The organism is Parasutterella secunda (assembly GCF_023336895.1).
Taxonomy (GTDB): Bacteria; Pseudomonadota; Gammaproteobacteria; order Burkholderiales; family Burkholderiaceae_F; genus Aphodousia; species Aphodousia faecalis.
Window position 1 is genome coordinate 1 of record NZ_JAMBLT010000004.1, and the last position, 17,815, is coordinate 17,815.

A 17,815-nucleotide genomic window follows, 5' to 3' on the forward strand; every position below is an offset into this window, starting at 1 on the left:
CAGGGTTAGGAACAGTTAGAAATAACCTACTTAAACATACTTTATTCTAGTCAAATGAATGGGTTTTATGGGTCACTATGAGAGAGTAAAAAGTTATCGTGAATTTGTCGGGGAGAGGAGATAAGGATATTTTCCAAGTTTATGATTGCCTAAAAGCTGAGGGCATTTTGACTGACGGTCATCTCAGTAAAGAGTCTTTGGCGGCGTTTCAGGAAAAATATCATCTTATTTAACAGAGGATGACAAAAAGGACGACAGAGGTCGTCCTTTCCGATATTTATTTTGACAAGATGGCATTTTCAAGTTTGTAGGGCCATTGCAAGATTCCGTACATGTTATAGACATGTTTGTAGCCGGTCGAAATGAGGATTCGAGCGGCGTTTTCAGCACGAACGCCTGAGCGGCAATGCACAAGGACCTTTTGATCAAAATTGGGGACAGCGGTTAATTTTGCACCGGATTTAAGTGAAGATAGCGGTACATTAACCGATCCTTTGATGTAGCCTTCTGTCAATCGTTCAATTGGATTTCTCACATCAATCACAACCACGCCTTCTTTGATCATCTTTAAGGCTTCTGCCGGGACCACTTTTTGGTAGGCTGGGTTTGTAAAAGTTAGTGGAACGGCTGGTTGAGGTTCTACCGGTTCCAAGGCATGTGCGTTGGAAATCGCCAAGATAGTCAGTGAGGAAAGAAAAAGAACTCTTAGCATGATGAACGTTCCTAAAAAACAATCCCCAAATCGTTGAGAGATGGGGATTGCGGTTACCTTAAATTAGCGGTTAGTGTAGTCGTCGATAGGGATATATTTCAATTCTTGCGTATCGCGGAAAACTTTGGGTTCCGGCAATTCCGGCATTTCAGGAATCTTCGCATCGGATTTACCTAAGACGCTGTGTAGTTTTTCTTCATCGAGTTCCTTACACCATTTGCCAACCACAATCGTGGCGATACCGTTGCCGATGATGTTGGTCAAAGCGCGGGCTTCAGACATGAAGCGGTCGATGCCGAGAATCAAGGCAAGGCCAGCCACGGGGACGTGACCCACGGCTGAGAGGGTAGCGGCCAGAACAATGAAGCCAGAACCCGTGACACCGGCAGCGCCTTTACTTGTTAAAAGCAGCACAGCCAAGAGAGTGAGTTCTTGGGTTAGCGTCATGTCGACGTCACAAGCTTGTGCGATGAAAACGGCTGCCATTGTGAGGTAAATCGCGGTGCCGTCCAAGTTAAAGGAGTAACCGGTCGGAACAACAAGACCTACGACCGATTTGCTCACACCGGCTTTTTCAAGCTTATCCATGATCTTGGGCAGCGCGGATTCAGAAGAAGAAGTGCCCAACACGATGAGAAGCTCTTCCTTGATGTAGCAGATGTATTTCCATACGGAAAAGCCTGCGTAGCGGCAAATGGCACCCAACACAACGAAGATAAAGAGCAGGCAGGTGAGATAGAACGTACCCATCAGTTCGGCCAAAGGCAGAAGCGATTGGACACCGTATTTGCCGATCGTAAAGGCCATGGCGCCAAACGCACCGATCGGGGCGACCTTCATGATCATGTTGACGATTTGGAAAAGGATTTGCGAGCTCTTTTCAATCACGTCAAAGACCAAGGTGCCGCGGCCACCGAATTGGTGTAAAGCGATCCCGAAAAGGATGGAGAAAAAGAGTACTTGCAAAATGTTGCCTTCAGCAAAGGCGCTCACCACCGTGTTCGGGATGATGTTCATCAGGAATTGCGCCGTTGACTCCATTTTGTCGCCCGAGGTGTAAACGGCAACAGAACCGGCATCAAGCGTAGCCGGATCAATGTGCATGCCGCGGCCAGGCCCCAGGGTGTTAACCAGGATAAGACCGACCACCAAGGCAATGGTACTGACGACCTCAAAGTACAAAATGGCCAAGCCGCCCGTTTTGCCCACTTTTTTCATGTCTTCCATGCCGGCAATACCGGTCACAACCGTACAGAAGATCACCGGGGCGATAATCATTTTGATTAATTTGATGAAGCCGTCTCCGAGCGGCTTCATGGAAGCACCGAGGTCCGGGTAAAAATAGCCGAGAAGAACACCGATGATGATCGCGCAGATCACCTGGAAGTACAGAACTTTATAAATAGGTTTTTTCATATCCGTCCTTTCTGTAAGGGCGGGAACCTCGATCTCGAAAACTGTTAGGCAGAGATCTGAAGCCCACAAGAGTTGTAAAGAGAGCGCCAAAATTTGACGCACGTCGAGTATTGTACGGGTTATCCCTGTATTTTTTCAATAAGCAAACCACCTGATGTTTTTTCAGTGAGGGTGTTAATCAGGTTTTCTGCTTGTGACTGCGGAACTGAAACCGTGAAGGTGGCATCCATTGCGAAGTCTTTTTCGAGAATTCTTGCCTGATGGTTTTCAAATTCTCGAAGGGCAATATTGACAAAAGGATGTTCCAGTGTGAATTTCAAAAGATCGGATGGAACGCGTTCGGTTACTGGAAGAGTTTCCAATCCTAACTTAACCAATCCCTGATAGGCACGAACCAAACCGCCTGTTCCCAGCAAAATGCCGCCGAAATAGCGGGTGACAACCGCAGCGATCTCTCCCACCCCGCAATGAAGCAAGACGGTAAGCATTGGGCGACCTGCCGTACCTTTCGGTTCTCCGTCGTCACTGGCACCGATTTGAGCCGTACTGCCAGGTTCGCCTGCCACGTACGCCCAACAATTGTGAGTTGCCTGGTCGTGCTCGGCTCGGATAGAGTCGATAAATGCCTTAGCTTCTTCTGGAGAACTCACTCGAGCCATTGTCACGATGAAACGTGAGCGGTGAATCGTTTCTTCCGCCCGGTGAATTTCTCCGGCCGCAAGGTTCGGAACGTTATAACGGTCAGCCATTGTCTATGCAAGAAATGGCCCGGGAAAGAGTAATCCTTCTCGGGCCAGGTATCAGATCATTCGGTTGATACCGATTACATCATCGGCATACCGTCCATACCGCCCATGGCCGGGGCCACAGGTTGCTTGTCTTCAGGGATGTCACCGATCATGCAGTCAGTGGTGAGGATCAAGCTGGCAACAGAAGCGGCATTTTGCAAGGCCGTACGGGTTACCTTGGTCGGATCCAAGACACCCATGGCAACCATGTCGCCGTATTCGCTCGTCTGAGCGTTAAAGCCGTAATTGCCTTCACCATTGGCCACAGCGTTCACGACCACGCTCGGTTCGAGACCGGCGTTACCGACGATTTGGCGCATCGGTTCTTCCATGGCGCGCAAGACGATCTTGATGCCGGCCGTTTGTTCTTCGTTGTCACCCTTCAATTGAGCAACAGCCTTTTGGGCACGAACGAGAGCAACACCGCCTCCCGGCACCACACCTTCTTCAACGGCAGCGCGGGTAGCATGCAAGGCGTCATCAACACGAGCCTTCTTTTCCTTCATTTCAACTTCGGTGGCAGCACCGACCTTGATCAAGGCAACGCCACCGGCCAACTTGGCCACACGTTCTTGAAGCTTTTCACGGTCATAGTCGCTCGTTACGCTTTCGATTTGCGTGCGGATGTTCTTGACACGTGCTTCGATCATTTCGGGGTTACCGGCGCCGTTGATGATCGTGGTGTTTTCCTTGTTGACTTCAACGCGCTTGGCTTGACCCAAGTGTTCAAGCGTAGCCTTGTCGAGAGACAAACCGATATCCTTCGTGACAAGCGTGCCGCCCGTCAAGATGGCGATATCTTCCAAGGTAGCCTTACGGCGATCACCGAAGCCCGGAGCCTTAACAGCGCAGACCTTCAAGATACCGCGCAAGCTGTTCACAACGAGCGTAGCGAGGGCTTCGCCTTCCAAGTCTTCGCAAATGATCAAGAGCGGACGACCGGCCTTGGCCACTTGTTCAAGAATCGGGAGCAAATCACGGATGTTGCTGATCTTTTGGTCGTGCAACAAGATGTACGGGTTTTCAAGAACAGCCACTTGCTTGTCCGGATTCGTGATGAAGTACGGGGAGAGGTAGCCGCGGTCAAATTGCATACCTTCGACCACATCCAATTCGTTCTTCAAGGACTTGCCGTCTTCAACCGTGATCACGCCTTCCTTGCCGACCTTTTCCATGGCTTCAGCGATGATTTCACCGATTTCTTGGTCGCTGTTGGCAGAAATAGAACCGACTTGAGCGATTTCCTTCGTGGTGGTCACGGGCTTGCTGATCTTCTTCAATTCAGCAATGGCGCATTCAACAGCCTTGTCGATACCGCGCTTCAAATCCATCGGATTCATGCCGGCGGCCACAAACTTCATACCTTCAACAACGATGGCTTGAGCCAAAACCGTAGCGGTCGTTGTACCGTCACCGGCATTGTCGTTGGTCTTAGAGGCCACTTCACGAACCATTTGAGCGCCCATGTTTTCGAACTTATCCTTGAGTTCGATTTCGCGGGCAACTGTCACACCGTCCTTGGTGACCAAGGGGCTACCGAAGTTGCGATCCAACACAACATTACGACCCTTCGGACCCAACGTCACTTTAACGGCGTTAGCCAAAATGTTGATGCCGCGAACCATGCGCACGCGGGCGTCATCACCAAAAAGAACTTGTTTAGCAGTCATGGGTTAATACTCCAACTAATAAATCAGTACCGGCGGAAAATTATTCCAACACGCCCATGATGTCTTCTTCACGCATCACGAGCAATTCTTCACCTTCAACCTTAACGGTTTGGCCGGCGTACTTACCAAAGAGCACGCGGTCGCCCACTTTCACATCCATCGGGATGATCTTGCCGGCGTCGTCACGCTTGCCGGGGCCAACAGCCAAGACTTCACCTTGGTCGGGCTTTTCACCAGCGCTATCCGGAATAACGATACCGGCAGCGGTCGTACGTTCACTTTCCAGGCGCTTGACGATCACACGGTCGTGCAGAGGACGAATTTGCATTTGGAATGTCTCCTAACTATTAAATTCAAAAATCGATTCTAAAAAGACCCATTCTGGGTCAATTTTTGGGAAATTTCTTTTCGATTGCGGGACAATATGCGCAACCGAACCATTTCCCCCTTGAAACTAATGCTTCATATGGGGATGCTTTTTTCTATTTCAAGGGGATAGGCTAAAAAAGATGAAAAATTTTACTTTCTCAAGCTTTATTTCATTGTTAACTTGTTGTTTTGTAATGGAAATGGCTTGGGCGCAAAATTTTTTGCCACCTACAGTTTCAGATGCTTTACGGTCTGAGAATCTAGAGAAGAATCAGATGGCTGCCAGCGTGGTAGCTTTGGACGGGGGGCGGCTTTCTTTAAATTGGCGAGATCGAGTCAAGGTTATTCCCGCCTCAACTGAAAAAATGGTAACAACGTTGGCGGCTTTGGAATTTTTGGGGCCGGATTGGCGTTGGAAAACCTCGTTTTATTACACAGGGGAAATTTCAGACGGCGTTTTAATCGGAACCCTTTTTATTAAGGGAGGGGGCGATCCTAAATATGTGATTGAAAATTTGTGGAGAGACCTATCGCGTCTAAAGTCCATGGGGATTAACCATATCGCAGGAGACGTTGTTATTGATCGCTCGTACTTTGAAAAAGATAAGCAAGATCCTGAATTTGAAGAGGATTGGGATCGCCCTTATACCGCGCCGGCGGATGCGGCGCTTTTAAACTACCGTTCTATTGCGCTGACCCTGACGCCTCAAAAAGAGCAAAGGCGAGCACTTGTTACCGTCTCGCCTCAAGTGGATGGACTTGAAGTTCCGGTATCGGTTCCGTTAGCTCGACGCAAAGCCTGTGTGCAATGGCGTCAGGCTTTGGAATTGGATATAGAAAATCCATGGTCTCCCCAGTTTGAAGGGGCTTTGCCCGCGGGGTGTGATGAAAAAATCCTGGCTTATCTCGTACCGGATGCCAATTCGTATTGGCAGATTTATATGAAGACCATCTCTCGTCAAGTCGGATTAGCTTGGGATGGAAAGGTTATTGAAGGGGGTGTTCCTGAAGCGGCGCAGCTCTTATTTGATGCCTGGTCGGACGATTTAGGAACGCTTGTAAAACTTACCAATAAATTCAGCAATAACGTTTTTGCTAAACATCTTTTGCTGACAATGGCGGCTAAGGACAGTCCGCAAGTGCCGGCGAGCTATTCTCATGCACGAAAAATCGTTGAGCAGTGGTTAACTTTGGCCGTTAAAACGACGCCAGGTGAAATCACTTTGGATAATGGATCGGGACTATCTCGCAAAAGTCGGGTAACGGCGCATGCGATGACTAAACTGATTGCCTATGGTTGGAGGAGCGCCAGAATGCCGGAGTGGATTTCATCATTTCCCATATCGGCAACGGATGGCACGATGTCTAACCGTCAGGTGGCTACTGGCCATGCCTACATCAAAACGGGGTTACTTAATAATGTGAAATCCGCCGGTGGCATGGTGCAGGCAAGAAGCGGTAAGCGATACGCGCTTTACGCCGTTGTCCAGGGGAAAAATGCCACCAAGACGGATGCTCCCATTGATCGCTTGATCGAATGGATTTATTTCAACGGTTAAAAAGACCAACCAATTTAGTCAAACAAGTGCTTCAAGCAGGGTTCAACCTGAACGCCTTCCCGATAGTCGCTGCCGGACTTGTAGGTGTAGTCAATTGCAAGACTCACAAACTTCATGGCGAGTAACACGGCTTCGTTTAAGGATTTCCCTTGAAGCATGGCTCCGGTTAAAACACTTGTGAATAAATCGCCTGTTCCGCAGGTCGCAAAAGGAATGCGCGGCGTACTGAAGTCGTGATAAGCACCAGTCTCTGCGTCGTAGCACGCCACCTTAATTTGTCCTTCTTCAGCCGGAACACTGGTGATGACAACTTTTTGTTTTTGATGACCACTGGCAAGCGTGCGACAAATGTTTTGCAAGGTGTCATGGTCGGGAGCCGTCGAATTGTAGGGTTGATCAAGCAATAAACAGGCTTCCGTGTAATTGGGGGTGATGACATCGGCTTCTTTTGTCAAAGCGCGCATGTGCGTGACAAATTCAGAATTTAATGTTGGGTAAAGAGCGCCATCATCGCCCATTGCAGGATCCACAACGACAAGAACGTTTTTTGAATTTAAACGGGCGAAGCGGGCGATTGCTTCTTTGACGATTTCAATTTGACCAATATCGGCTAAAAAACCGCTGTAAATACAGTCATAGGTAAGGCCGAGTTTTTGCCACTTATCCATAAAAGTGCTCATTTTTGAGCTGAAATCGGAGAAGGTGAAGTCGCCATACGTAAAGTTATTGCTGAAAATGGCGGTGGGAAACGGACAAACTTGGGAGCCCATTGCCGAAATCACCGGGATGGCCGCTGTGAGTGAGCAGCGACCGAATGAACAAAGATCGTGAATTGCCAAAACTCTTTTTGTAGCCATGGAAAAACTCCTTGACATTGAGGGATGCTATTTATTTGTAGTAATGAACGGTAGAGTCTAATCGGATTTCTTTGACTGTGCATAGTTCGTTTGACCTAGGTTCCTTTTTTCAGAAAAACAGAAACTTTGAGCTAACTCAAAGAAAAAATTAGTCGACAAAAATAAAGCAAAAAAATGTAGGTGATAAAAAATTGAAATTTAACTAACTATCTGATATTTAAAGGATATTTAAGCTATACAAGGTTCTTTTAAAGAAAATATCCGATAATTTTCTAAGGAAAATTAAGTAATTGGAAGCGATAACTCTCAAAAACGGGAAACAAGTTTCTTTAGCGATATCCTTGCTCTTGAATCACAATTGAAAATGAATGCTGATTTTTTCAAGGTATTGCCGAAGAATGTTGTTTTAATCATGTTTATTGTCGGCTTTTTGTTGAGTGTTTTCGACTATTGATAAAAGGCAGAATTAATTGAAGGGGTTTGTTTAAATAGATTGAATCAATAAACTGTCTCCTCACAACTTGAGCGGTGGCTCTTTTTGTACCGAATAAACGGACTGGCGGTGACGGCGCGCGACAAAAACGGTAAGACCGAATCACCGGTAAATGCTTATAGGAGATAGAAAATGACCTTTAAAGCAAAAATGACTGCGATGGCGGCTATTTTGGCTGCTGCCGGTGTGATGGCTCAGGCACAGGCTGCCGAAGTTTACAACGTGGGCTCAAACATGGCTTTTGCTCCGTTTGAATACGTGGACGAAAACAATCAGCCGGCCGGCTTTGAAATGGAATTGATTGTGGCGATTGCCAAAGCTCAGGGCGCAGAGGTGAAATTACACAACGTTCCCTTTGATGGTCTGATTCCTTCTCTTCAAACAGGAGCCATTGATATCGCCATGTCCGGCATCACCATTACCGATCAACGCAAGCGTCGAGTTCTTTTCTCAACGCCTTATTATCAATCGGGTTTGGCGGTGATGGTTCGTGAAGCCGATAAAGGTAAGTACACCACGATTGATAGTGTCAAGGGCAAGACCCTGTGTGCTCAAATCGGTACGACCGGTGCGATCACCGCTCGCAAATTCTCCGGCAAGAACGTGAAGGAATTCAATAACGCTCCGGAAACTTTCATGGAATTGCAATCGGGCGGATGTGATGCGGTTGTGCATGACAAGCCTGTTATGGATTACTATATGGCTCGTCGCGGCACTAAAGGTGTGTTCCGTTTGCCTGAAACCTTGTCGGCTGAAGATTATGGTATTGCAGTGGCAAAGAACAACCAGAAGCTTGCCGATTGGGTAAACACCGGTCTTGAAAAGATCAAGGCCAGTGGCGAGTACGATAAGATCTATACCAAGTGGTTCGGCGCCCAAAAATAAAGAAGGCTGAGAGCCGGCCGGATGGTAGAAAGGATTAGAAAATGATGAAGAAATTTTTACTCTCGTTGGCTGTCGGAGCTGCTTTGGCTACAAGCGCTCAAGCGGCAACAATTAGTGTTGGAACCGAAGCAACGTTTGCACCGTTTGAATTCATGGATGAACAAACGAAGCAATTGACCGGTTTTGACATGGAAATCATTGAAGCGGTTGCTAAGGAAATGGGCGATGACGTGCGTGTGCACAACATGGGTTTCGATGCCTTGATTCCGTCGCTTCAAACCGGAATCATCGATGTGACGGTTGCCGCCATGACGATTACGCCGGAGCGCCAAAAGAGGGTGGATTTCACCGATCCCTACTATCAGTCCGGCCTTGTGATCATGGTGCGCAAGGAAGATGCCAAAAAGTACACAAATTTTGAAAGCCTTGAAGGCCAACGTTTGTGTGCACAGATCGGTACGACCGGAGCCATGATGGCCAAGCGCGTGAAAAACGCCAAGGTGACCGAATTTAACAGCATCACGGAAGCCTTTATGGAATTAAAGACAAAGGGCTGTACGGCTGTGATTAACGATAAGCCGGTGGTGGACTATTACTTGGTCCGCCGCGGTGATGAGACAGTCACGACTGTGCCTCAGGTCTTCGATGCAGAGCATTACGGCATGGCTGTTAAAAAAGGCAACAAGGCCCTCATTGAAAAACTCAACGAAGGTCTTAAGCGCATTCGCGCCAACGGTGTCTATGACAAGATCTACACCAAGTGGTTTGGCGCTCATTAATTCATAGAGAATACACAATAAAAAATGTTTGACTTTCAACTTATCATTGACTCGCTTCCCTTGCTATTCCAAGGGGCGTGCGTCACGGTTCAGATTACGGCGATCAGCGTGGGCCTGGGGTTATTCTTCGGTCTTTTTATCGGTATCGCCCAGATTTCCCGTGTAGCCTTTTTCAGAGTTCCTGCAAAAGTCTATGTGGACTTTTTGCGCGGCACGCCACTCTTGGTTCAGATCTTTATGATCTACTTTGCATTGCCGCTTTTGATCGGGACGCGTATTGATCCCTTCATTGCGGCCATTGTGGCTTGCAGTATCAACAGCAGCGCTTACATTGCCGAAATCTTCCGTGCCGGTATTCAGTCGATTGATAAGGGTCAGATGGAAGCCGGTCGTTCTTTGGGCTTGAATTGGTCTCAGACGATGCGCTTTATCATCATTCCCCAAGCGTTTAAGCGAATCATCCCGCCGCTTGGCAATGAATTTATCGCCATGTTGAAGGACTCTTCTTTGGTGTCCGTGATTGGTTTCGAAGAATTGACTCGTCAAGGTCAGTTGGTGATTGCCAGCACGTACGGTGCCATGGAAATTTGGACTGCCGTTGCATTGATTTACTTACTGATGACCATGCCGATTACCCGTTTGGTCGCTTATTTGGAAAAGAGGTTTAAGTCAAATGATCGTAATTAAAGACTTAAAAAAGGCCTTCGGCGATCATGTCGTTCTGCCTTGTGTGAACATGGAGATCAAAGAGCGCGAAGTGGTGGTGATCATCGGTCCGTCGGGTTCTGGTAAGAGTACGCTTTTGCGTAGCATCACGCATTTGGAGCAGCCGACTGCAGGCAAGATTTTTATCGCCGGTGAAGAAGTCGATGATAAAACCAATATTGACCACATCCGCGCGGAAGTCGGAATGGTGTTCCAGCACTTCAATCTGTTTGAAAATATGACGGTGTTGCAAAATCTGACACTCGCTCCGATTCAGGTTCGTAAGATGAGTAAAGAGAAAGCCGAAGAAATCGCGTTCCGCCTTTTGGATAAGGTGGGCTTGCGCAATAAGGCTGATCAATACCCCTCTCAGCTCTCCGGCGGTCAGAAACAACGTGTGGCTATTGCCCGCGCATTGGCGATGCGTCCGAAGGCTTTACTGTTCGATGAACCGACCTCTGCTTTGGACCCGGAAATGGTCAAAGAAGTGCTTGATGTGATGAAGCAGTTGGCCAAAGAAGGTATGACCATGGTGGTCGTTACGCACGAAATGGGTTTTGCCCGTGAAGTGGGTGACCGGGTGATCTTCATGGATGGCGGCAGCGTTGTGGAAGAAGGAACGCCAGAGCAGATCTTTAGTAATCCGCAGCACAATCGTACGAAAGCATTCTTGTCGAAAGTGCTCTAAAGAAAACGTCGCTTAATGAAAGAGGCCGAGAGGGGATATTCCTTTCTCGGCCTTTTCCCTTTGAGTTAATGTTCTACGAGTTCAATAGCCTCTTTGCCGGTTATGTGTTCGATGGCAATATCAATGATGGCAACGTAGGCAAGTTTTTGATGGGCTTCGGCTTCTCCCTCTTTTCGATAATCCGGAGCAAACTTATCGACGAGTTTTTCTAAAACGGCGAGTTTTTCCTTAGGATCGGTAACGAATCGTGCGGTGCCGAAAACAATAACGCTTCGAAAGTAACTTGTAAGCGTTTCAGGATGAATTTCATCTTTTTCAATGACGCATAACGATACTTTGGGATTGGCTTTAAGAGCCGCAATTTTATGGCCCATCGGAGCACTGTGGATGTAGAGGTGCCCTTCATCGTAGACCGGACTGACAGGTACCGCGTACGTATAGCCCGTGATGTTGTCAAAAATAGCCAACACTGCATTGGTGGTTTTTCTCAAAATATCAATTGATCGTTCCTGAGAGATTTGCTGTAAGTGGCGACGCATGTTGGGAAACATGGATATGCTCCTTATTGAGTGACTTTAAGACCGACAATGCCGATCAGAATCATGGATAAGAACAGAATCCGGCAAAAACTTACCGGCTCGTTAAATAAAAGAATTCCCAAGATGACGGTACCCATGATGCCGATACCGGTCCAAACCGCATAGGCCGTACCAATGGGGATCGTTTTGAGGGAATGGGCAAGAAGGAAAAAACTCAAAATCATCACGCCAATCGCAAGGATTGAAGGGATGAGACGTGTGAAACCGTGGGAGTATTTCAGGGCGATTGCCCAGCCGATTTCAGTTAAACCGGCGAAAAATAAAGACAGCCAGGCCATAAGTCATTCCTTTAGCCGGGGCCGTCCCCAATGGTGCAAAGAGCGGTCGTCCGCTGCCTGGCAGTATAACAAAGTTAGCGACTAGGAAGACTTGCCATTTTGACCGTATTGCAGATATCCAACGCTCGCATGGCGTTGTAGGAACTCATCAAGTATTGGCGGTAGGCCAAGCCGCAACCAACGGTGCCATTGTGAATACCGGCCATCGCAACGCTCTTGAGATAACGGACAAGGTCTCGGAATTCTTTCGCCGAAAGAGTCAACCGTTGAGTTAAGTTTGCTAAACAAGCAGGCTTCGGACCGCTAAAAGTGTGGTTCTCGCACGCTTTCATAATGCAACGAACTTCTTCGCTTTTGAACTGAAATGGCATGTCTCTTTTTCCTTTTTTCTTCTGCATTTCAGTATCTCAAATTACCTAGAAATACTTCTCTCAACTTGTTAGAAAATTTTTAAGCAATGTTTGGTTAACTGAAATTTATTTAGTGGAATCAAATGGATAAATTGTTTTAATCGCAGCGAATCTTTCAAATATTTGAGAAATGACACAAAGATTTGCACAAACGCCGGCACAGAGTACCGGCGCTAGCACGAAAAGAAAACTATTTGGCGATTTCGTTAACAACAGCCAATGCGTTTAGCGTTCTGGGAAAACCGATATACGGCATGGCGACCATAATGGTATCAATTAGATCCTGTTTGGAGTTGCCGACAGAAAGGTTGGCGGCTGTGTGTGCTTTTAACTGCGGTTCGCAACCGCCCAGACACATAATGGCGGTGAAAGTGATCAGTTCGCGGGCTTTCAAGTCAAGACCAGTGCGTGTGTAGAAATCACCGAAGCAGTAGGCGGTCAGCGCTTGTTTGCTGATATAGGCTTGATTTTCGGGTGTTGACGCATGCATTTTGTCAATGGCGTTACCAAAAATGCCCTTTTGCACCGCGAGCCCCTTTTCAAAGCGCGTATTTTCATTGACCGTGCTCTGCGAGGTTGGAATTGGATTTTGTCCCAGCTTTTGCAAGGCGTCGTTGACTTCCACGAGAGCACTTTCAACCCGGGTAATACCGATGTAGGGGGCGCACTGATAAAGCGTTTCTTTGATTTCCACCACAGACATACCGGCTTTGAGTGCATCCGCCGTAGCCTGATGAAGACGGGTTACGCCACTAATGGTTGTCAGTGCAGCCAAAGTGATCATGTTGCGATTTTTAACTGACATTTCACCGGCTTGCGGCATTTCTTTTTTAAGCAAGTAGTCTTCAATCGCTGAGAAATCTGGGTCCATCTTAGCCAATTGACTTTCTTGTGCACTCGGTGTTGCGAGGGCGTCGGCGGCAAAAGCCGCGGGAATAATGGAACTGCTCATCAATAAAGTCCTTCTTTTCATTCGCATTCTCCCAATTTGGAGGGTTATGCGTTAAGTCTAAAAGTGAGGACTTGATTGAACCTCTACAAAAAGGGCGAATTTTTGCCTAAAACTGAAAAAGCGCTTTTTTAGAAATGAATTGGTCAATGAGGGTTTTGGTCAATAATTCATTGTGAAATGTTGTAAAAAACTGTAATTTGAGAGGATTAGGCAAAAACGTGATTAATTTTGTCTTGTCTGAAAAAGTGATTCTTGCCAATAATAGACACTAGTGAGGTGTCATTATGCAAAGTGAAAGATTAGAGAAAATGAACGAAGAGCTCCGAGCTATCACGCTTGAGCATACGCCGGAATTGGGAACCTTTCCCACGATTATTTCGGGTTTAAGTCTATCCAGACGTGAGCAGGGTAACTGTGAAGGGGCCAGTATTTATTCAACGAGTTTGGCCTTTATCATTGATGGACAAAAGCGTTCCGTTATTGGTGATAAAGAATACGTTTATGGAAAAAATCACTGCTTAGTGGTTGGGGTCGATGTCCCGGCAACGTTTTGCACCATTGGTGCCACTCACGAACATCCGTTTTTGTCTCTTGCAGTGGAGATTGACCGTTCGGTGTTGTCAGATCTCATTATGCAATTGGAAGAAATTCACGGTTTGCCAGAAAAGCCGGTCAATGAAGCGCTTTGCGTGGGGCAGGTGGACGATGATGTGTGGGAAGCTGTGCTGCGCCTGATGCGGCTATTGGATAAACCGGTTGAAGCCAAGGTGTTGGCTCCAATGATTATTCGGGAAATTTATTTCCGCGTTCTGCAAAGTCCGCTGGGTACGAGTCTTCGAGAATTTAATGCAAAGCAGGGAGCCAGCGCGCAGATTGCTAAGGCCATCGCTTGGTTGCGTGAAAATTACGCCTCTCCTTTGAGTGTGTCGGAATTGGCCGATAACGTGCATATGGGTGTTTCAACCTTTCACCGGCACTTCAAAGAAGTCACCTGCATGACACCGCTTCAATTTCACAAGAGTCTGCGTTTGCACGAAGCCAAACGGCTAATGTTGACTCAGAAGATGGATGCCACCACGGCTTGCTACGCAGTGGGATACGAAAGCCCCAGTCAATTTAATCGGGAATACAAACGACAGTTCGGTCTGCCACCCTATCGAGACATTAAACAGCAACGGGGTTTGGGAAGAGAGTCGTTCATGTCTATGCAATAGTTCGGTACTTTTGACTTCAGGCGGCTAAAATACGCCGTCTGAAGTCGATGATACGGAAGGAATTTTTCGTGATTAATGTTTTAATGATTATTTCATTGGTTTTGGTGGCTTATGTTTTTCTAAGTTATGTGCTGCCATTTAAAGCTTCTTGGAAGGTCAAGCTGGGCTTAACGGTCTTTTTCCTCGCCATCAGTCAGAAATTTTCCTATTACTACTATTTCGGCGGGCACATGTTTAATCCCCAACTTTCAGAGACAACGCTGATTGTTTGGGAGTCGCTTTTTAACATTTTGCTGGTCTTGGTACCTTTGTTAGTGGTCAAAGACCTTCTTTTTGTATTGGTGACCGTTGTCAATAAGGCCACCGGTTCTCATGTGCCTTGGCCATTAAAAGAAGCAAAAAATCGTTGGCTTCTTTTAATTTTTTCAGTAGCAGCTGCCATATCTGGTACTCACTATGCTCTGACGGTGCCGACGGTGCATCGTGTGGAAATTACACTGGATCGCCTCGCTCCTGAATTTGATGGTTATCGAATTGTGCAGATGGCCGACTTGCATGTCGGACAACTCTTAAAACGTCCGTGGCTAGAGGCTGTCATTGATACTGCCAACGAATTGGATGCTGACGCAGTGGTTCTGGTTGGCGACATGATTGAGGGAACTGAAGCTTCTTTGGCACAAGAGGTACAGGCCTACGGCAGGATTAAATCCAAAGATGGCGTCTATGGTGTAACGGGAAATCATGAGTGGCATCATGGTGCGGCTGCATGGGTGAGATTTTTCGAGGACAGCGGTGTGACGATGCTTGAAAATCGCCACCACGTTATTACCCGTGGAAGCGCTCAATTGGTTTTGGCTGGAACCACTGACCGCTCGGCGGTGCGTTACGGAGCTACGGGCCCCGATTTGAAGAAAGCCCTGCAGGGAGCTCCGGATGCGGCGACCATTTTGCTTGCTCACCAACCTAAGGGTGCCAAGACTTTGGAAGGCGTGGATTTACAGCTTTCCGGGCATACGCATGGCGGTCTTTATGCCCTGATGCAGCCGGTTGTTGCTTTCTTTAACGACGGTTTTGTCTCTGGTCTCTATCAAGCCAATAAAACAACGCAACTTTATGTTTCTCCAGGAACCGGTCTTTGGACCGGAATGGCGCTTCGCGTCATGGATCCCTCGGAGATCACAGAAATTGTTTTAAGGTCAAAACCAGAACCTAGGAAATAGATGCGACTACGGTGGGGCGGTTCAATGGCGAACCGCCTTTTTCATTGGAAATGCTTTAGCGGCACTTTGAATTGAATATTGCGTTCTGTTTTTAACTGATCAAATTGAATTTTGTAGGACTGCGTTTGGGTATCCACATCCATAATGGTTCCACAACCGAATACCGGGTGCACAACACGGTCTCCATTTTGAAACCGTTGAATCATGTTGGGGCTGGCTATTCGATTGACCCGTCCCTCAAAGCTCGCCGGCAATTCACGGACATAAGTTAAATTTTCACGCCCGGCATCAAAAATGAATCGAGAAGGAAGTTTGAAAACGTTGTCATTAGAAAACCCTTCACTGTCGCTTAAATACAGGGCTTTGATAGCACGGGTCATGGCAACATAGGCAATTCGTCTTTCTTCATCCATTTCTTCAGGCGTGGAAATTTTTCTAGAAGGAAAAACACCTTCATTGAGTCCGCAAATAAAGACGTAAGGGAACTCCATGCCTTTTGCGGAGTGGATCGTCATCACCTTAACGGCTTCATGCTTTTCTTTTCGATCTAAATTACTAAGTAGAGCGGTTTTATTTAAAAACTCCTGAAGTGTTGCGTCGGGATCCTGTCCTTCTTCTTCAATGGCTCGTTTAAGTTCTGCTACGTTATCCAAACGTTCTTGATCAGACTGAAGCCTCAAATAGTGTTCATAGCCACTCATATCAAGAATTCGTTGTAAAACAGAACCTAGCGATAAGGTGTGCCCGTCTTTTTTCACCGTTTCAATGGCGTAGACGTACTGCTTAGCTCCGGTTGATCGGAATAAATCCTGCTCTAAAGTCTTCCTTAGAGCTTCGTAGAGAGAGCAATGTTCTGTCTCTGCCACAGTCTTTAGAAATTCCAGTTTTTTCTTGCCGATTTTTCTAGCCGGAGTGTTGATCGTTCGCAGAAAGGCAATATCATCGGCTGTCGTTAGCATACGCAAGTAAGAGAGACAGTCTTTAATTTCTGCCCGTGCATAGAATTCGATTCCGCTATAAATCTTGTAAGGAACAACGTTTTTGACAAAACTTTCTTCAATTGACCGACTCAAAAAGTGAGAACGATATAAAACTGCAATCTGATCATATCGGTTGCCGGCATTGATTAATTTTTTTATTTCTTGGCTAATCCAATCGGCTTCTTCTTTTTCACTTTGTGCGTGGAAAAAGAGGGGCTTGGGACCATTCGGTTTGGTGGCCTTCAATACCTTTGGATAACGAAGAACATTTTTCTGAATGAGCGTGTCGGCAGCTTTTAAAATTTCTGGGCTTGAGCGGTAATTTGTTTGCAGAACGATGGTTTGGGCATCCGGATATTGTTTATCGAAATCCAAGAAGAGTTTAACGTGAGCGTTTCTCCAAGTGTAAATCGTTTGATCAGGATCGCCGACAATGAAAAGATTATGGTGTTTGCCTGAAAGCATTTGAGCGATGGAATATTGTTTGGCGCTGACATCTTGGAATTCATCAACCATCACGTACTGCATGCGGTCCTGCCATTTTTGGAGAATGTCGGGATAGTGTTTAAGAATGTAGGCGGTGAAGTTGATTAAATCGTTAAAGTCACAGGCATAGTTTTTCTTTTGCTCATAGAGATAGCGCAAAAATATGCCGTCATTAACGTCAGTTGCCAATTGAATTCGTTTTTCAAGTTCGGAGTTACTCAGCGTAAAGATTTCATTGATGTAGCTGCCGGCCGTGAGTTTTCTGGCTTCCAGTACTTCGTCAATTTTCTGTTTAATCGTGGCCTCTTTGAGCGTTAGGCCCATTTCTTCAAAAATTTTTAATAGTAATACTCGCTGATCTTCTACATCCAAAATGATGAAATTCTTCGGATAATGCAGAACGTGAATTTCTTCTTTTAAAAATTGAACACAGAAAGCATGCAACGTACAGATATAGCCCAAATCCAAGTCGCCTAGCCATTGACGAATGCGTTGCTTCATTTCGCTGGCGGCCTTGTTGGTAAAAGTGACGCACAAAATATTTTTAGCGGACACGCCTAATGTTTCTGTGAGGTAGCAGTAGCGAGCGGTCAGAGCTCGTGTTTTACCGGTGCCGGGGCCTGCTAACACACGAACATACCCTTCAGTGGACATAACCGCTTTCTGTTGCTCAGGATTTAATCCACTCAACCATGCCTGCATTTTTGTGTCCGAAAAAATTAAGCCTCAACAGAAAAAGTATAAAACACGATTCC

18 protein-coding genes are annotated in these 17,815 nt (G+C 46.7%); 7 read left to right on the top strand and 11 right to left on the bottom strand.

All coding sequences use genetic code 11. The features are described from left to right. Window positions 1-277: 277 nt before the first annotated feature. From M3080_RS05205 to M3080_RS05225, 5 genes are all read right to left on the bottom strand, one after another. Window positions 278-712: a rhodanese-like domain-containing protein gene (locus M3080_RS05205; RefSeq protein WP_249092191.1), complete on the bottom strand. Its 435-nt coding sequence runs from the start codon at window positions 710-712 to the stop codon at window positions 278-280. A gap of 63 nt (window positions 713-775) precedes the next feature. Continuing rightward, the gene (locus M3080_RS05210) at window positions 776-2,128 is read right to left on the bottom strand and encodes a dicarboxylate/amino acid:cation symporter (RefSeq protein WP_022473169.1); all 1,353 of its coding nucleotides are present in this window, start codon (window positions 2,126-2,128) and stop codon (window positions 776-778) included. Window positions 2,129-2,247: 119 nt separating this feature from the next. Next, window positions 2,248-2,877 (bottom strand): YigZ family protein, encoded by a 630-nt coding sequence (locus tag M3080_RS05215; RefSeq protein ID WP_022473170.1) that lies wholly within the window; start codon window positions 2,875-2,877, stop codon window positions 2,248-2,250. A gap of 74 nt (window positions 2,878-2,951) precedes the next feature. Next, window positions 2,952-4,586, bottom strand: coding sequence for a chaperonin GroEL (gene groL, locus M3080_RS05220; RefSeq protein ID WP_249092192.1), 1,635 nt, complete (start codon window positions 4,584-4,586; stop codon window positions 2,952-2,954). A 40-nt stretch (window positions 4,587-4,626) separates the two neighbouring features. Continuing rightward, entirely contained in the window at window positions 4,627-4,914 is a 288-nt protein-coding gene (locus tag M3080_RS05225; protein WP_022473172.1) for a co-chaperone GroES, read from the bottom strand. A 241-nt stretch (window positions 4,915-5,155) separates the two neighbouring features. Between M3080_RS05225 and dacB the strand changes: the two genes are divergently transcribed. Next, the gene (gene dacB, locus M3080_RS05230; RefSeq protein WP_283162554.1) at window positions 5,156-6,514 is read left to right on the top strand and encodes a D-alanyl-D-alanine carboxypeptidase/D-alanyl-D-alanine endopeptidase; all 1,359 of its coding nucleotides are present in this window, start codon (window positions 5,156-5,158) and stop codon (window positions 6,512-6,514) included. Between the two features lie 14 nt (window positions 6,515-6,528). On the opposite strand, the gene M3080_RS05235 is transcribed toward dacB, so the two are convergent. After that, window positions 6,529-7,371: a pyridoxamine kinase gene (locus M3080_RS05235; RefSeq protein WP_249092194.1), complete on the bottom strand. Its 843-nt coding sequence runs from the start codon at window positions 7,369-7,371 to the stop codon at window positions 6,529-6,531. A gap of 625 nt (window positions 7,372-7,996) precedes the next feature. On the opposite strand from M3080_RS05235, the gene M3080_RS05240 reads away from it, so the two are divergent. From M3080_RS05240 to M3080_RS05255, 4 genes are read left to right on the top strand one after another with little or no spacing between them, the layout of a single operon-like run. Beyond that, entirely contained in the window at window positions 7,997-8,749 is a 753-nt protein-coding gene (locus tag M3080_RS05240) for a basic amino acid ABC transporter substrate-binding protein (RefSeq protein ID WP_022473175.1), read from the top strand. A 41-nt stretch (window positions 8,750-8,790) separates the two neighbouring features. Continuing rightward, on the top strand, window positions 8,791-9,528 hold the full coding sequence (locus tag M3080_RS05245) for a basic amino acid ABC transporter substrate-binding protein (protein ID WP_022473176.1): 738 nt from the start codon (window positions 8,791-8,793) through the stop codon (window positions 9,526-9,528). 24 nt (window positions 9,529-9,552) lie between these two features. Then, window positions 9,553-10,215 carry an amino acid ABC transporter permease gene (locus tag M3080_RS05250; protein ID WP_022473177.1) on the top strand — a complete coding sequence of 221 codons (663 nt, stop codon included), beginning with the start codon at window positions 9,553-9,555 and terminating at the stop codon, window positions 10,213-10,215. Beyond that, a complete protein-coding gene (locus M3080_RS05255) occupies window positions 10,202-10,921 on the top strand; it encodes an amino acid ABC transporter ATP-binding protein (RefSeq protein WP_022473178.1) in 720 nt (239 codons plus the stop codon). Before M3080_RS05250 ends, M3080_RS05255 begins: the two co-directional genes overlap by 14 nt. A 65-nt stretch (window positions 10,922-10,986) precedes the next feature. Here M3080_RS05255 and M3080_RS05260 read toward each other — a convergent pair whose 3' ends face one another. From M3080_RS05260 to M3080_RS05275, 4 genes are all read right to left on the bottom strand, one after another. Continuing rightward, window positions 10,987-11,472, bottom strand: coding sequence for a pyridoxamine 5'-phosphate oxidase family protein (locus M3080_RS05260; RefSeq protein WP_249092195.1), 486 nt, complete (start codon window positions 11,470-11,472; stop codon window positions 10,987-10,989). 11 nt (window positions 11,473-11,483) lie between these two features. Further along, complete coding sequence (sugE, locus tag M3080_RS05265; protein ID WP_022473180.1) at window positions 11,484-11,798, bottom strand: quaternary ammonium compound efflux SMR transporter SugE; 315 nt, start codon at window positions 11,796-11,798, stop codon at window positions 11,484-11,486. A 74-nt stretch (window positions 11,799-11,872) separates the two neighbouring features. Next, window positions 11,873-12,169, bottom strand: coding sequence for a hypothetical protein (locus tag M3080_RS05270; RefSeq protein ID WP_249092196.1), 297 nt, complete (start codon window positions 12,167-12,169; stop codon window positions 11,873-11,875). A gap of 229 nt (window positions 12,170-12,398) precedes the next feature. Beyond that, complete coding sequence (locus tag M3080_RS05275; RefSeq protein ID WP_249092197.1) at window positions 12,399-13,160, bottom strand: carboxymuconolactone decarboxylase family protein; 762 nt, start codon at window positions 13,158-13,160, stop codon at window positions 12,399-12,401. 308 nt (window positions 13,161-13,468) lie between these two features. Here M3080_RS05275 and M3080_RS05280 point away from each other — a divergent pair, with 308 nt between their 5' ends. Further along, window positions 13,469-14,374 (top strand): AraC family transcriptional regulator, encoded by a 906-nt coding sequence (locus M3080_RS05280; RefSeq protein ID WP_249092198.1) that lies wholly within the window; start codon window positions 13,469-13,471, stop codon window positions 14,372-14,374. Window positions 14,375-14,442: 68 nt separating this feature from the next. Then, window positions 14,443-15,594 (top strand): metallophosphoesterase, encoded by a 1,152-nt coding sequence (locus tag M3080_RS09370; RefSeq protein WP_022473184.1) that lies wholly within the window; start codon window positions 14,443-14,445, stop codon window positions 15,592-15,594. A gap of 41 nt (window positions 15,595-15,635) precedes the next feature. Here the strand turns inward: M3080_RS09370 and M3080_RS05290 are convergent, their stop codons facing one another. Further along, window positions 15,636-17,762, bottom strand: coding sequence for an ATP-dependent helicase (locus M3080_RS05290; protein WP_249092199.1), 2,127 nt, complete (start codon window positions 17,760-17,762; stop codon window positions 15,636-15,638). Window positions 17,763-17,815: the final 53 nt, after the last annotated feature.

Bases quoted from the DNA above. Each gene is read 5' to 3' on its own strand.
- M3080_RS05205 (WP_249092191.1), bottom strand. From the start codon at position 712: ATGCTAAGAGTTCTTTTTCTTTCCTCACTGACTATCTTGGCGATTTCC.
- M3080_RS05210 (WP_022473169.1), bottom strand. From the start codon at position 2,128: ATGAAAAAACCTATTTATAAAGTTCTGTACTTCCAGGTGATCTGCGCG.
- M3080_RS05215 (WP_022473170.1), bottom strand. From the start codon at position 2,877: ATGGCTGACCGTTATAACGTTCCGAACCTTGCGGCCGGAGAAATTCAC.
- groL (WP_249092192.1), bottom strand. From the start codon at position 4,586: ATGACTGCTAAACAAGTTCTTTTTGGTGATGACGCCCGCGTGCGCATG.
- M3080_RS05225 (WP_022473172.1), bottom strand. From the start codon at position 4,914: ATGCAAATTCGTCCTCTGCACGACCGTGTGATCGTCAAGCGCCTGGAA.
- dacB (WP_283162554.1), top strand. From the start codon at position 5,156: ATGGCTTGGGCGCAAAATTTTTTGCCACCTACAGTTTCAGATGCTTTA.
- M3080_RS05235 (WP_249092194.1), bottom strand. From the start codon at position 7,371: ATGGCTACAAAAAGAGTTTTGGCAATTCACGATCTTTGTTCATTCGGT.
- M3080_RS05240 (WP_022473175.1), top strand. From the start codon at position 7,997: ATGACCTTTAAAGCAAAAATGACTGCGATGGCGGCTATTTTGGCTGCT.
- M3080_RS05245 (WP_022473176.1), top strand. From the start codon at position 8,791: ATGATGAAGAAATTTTTACTCTCGTTGGCTGTCGGAGCTGCTTTGGCT.
- M3080_RS05250 (WP_022473177.1), top strand. From the start codon at position 9,553: ATGTTTGACTTTCAACTTATCATTGACTCGCTTCCCTTGCTATTCCAA.
- M3080_RS05255 (WP_022473178.1), top strand. From the start codon at position 10,202: ATGATCGTAATTAAAGACTTAAAAAAGGCCTTCGGCGATCATGTCGTT.
- M3080_RS05260 (WP_249092195.1), bottom strand. From the start codon at position 11,472: ATGTTTCCCAACATGCGTCGCCACTTACAGCAAATCTCTCAGGAACGA.
- sugE (WP_022473180.1), bottom strand. From the start codon at position 11,798: ATGGCCTGGCTGTCTTTATTTTTCGCCGGTTTAACTGAAATCGGCTGG.
- M3080_RS05270 (WP_249092196.1), bottom strand. From the start codon at position 12,169: ATGCCATTTCAGTTCAAAAGCGAAGAAGTTCGTTGCATTATGAAAGCG.
- M3080_RS05275 (WP_249092197.1), bottom strand. From the start codon at position 13,160: ATGAGCAGTTCCATTATTCCCGCGGCTTTTGCCGCCGACGCCCTCGCA.
- M3080_RS05280 (WP_249092198.1), top strand. From the start codon at position 13,469: ATGAACGAAGAGCTCCGAGCTATCACGCTTGAGCATACGCCGGAATTG.
- M3080_RS05290 (WP_249092199.1), bottom strand. From the start codon at position 17,762: ATGCAGGCATGGTTGAGTGGATTAAATCCTGAGCAACAGAAAGCGGTT.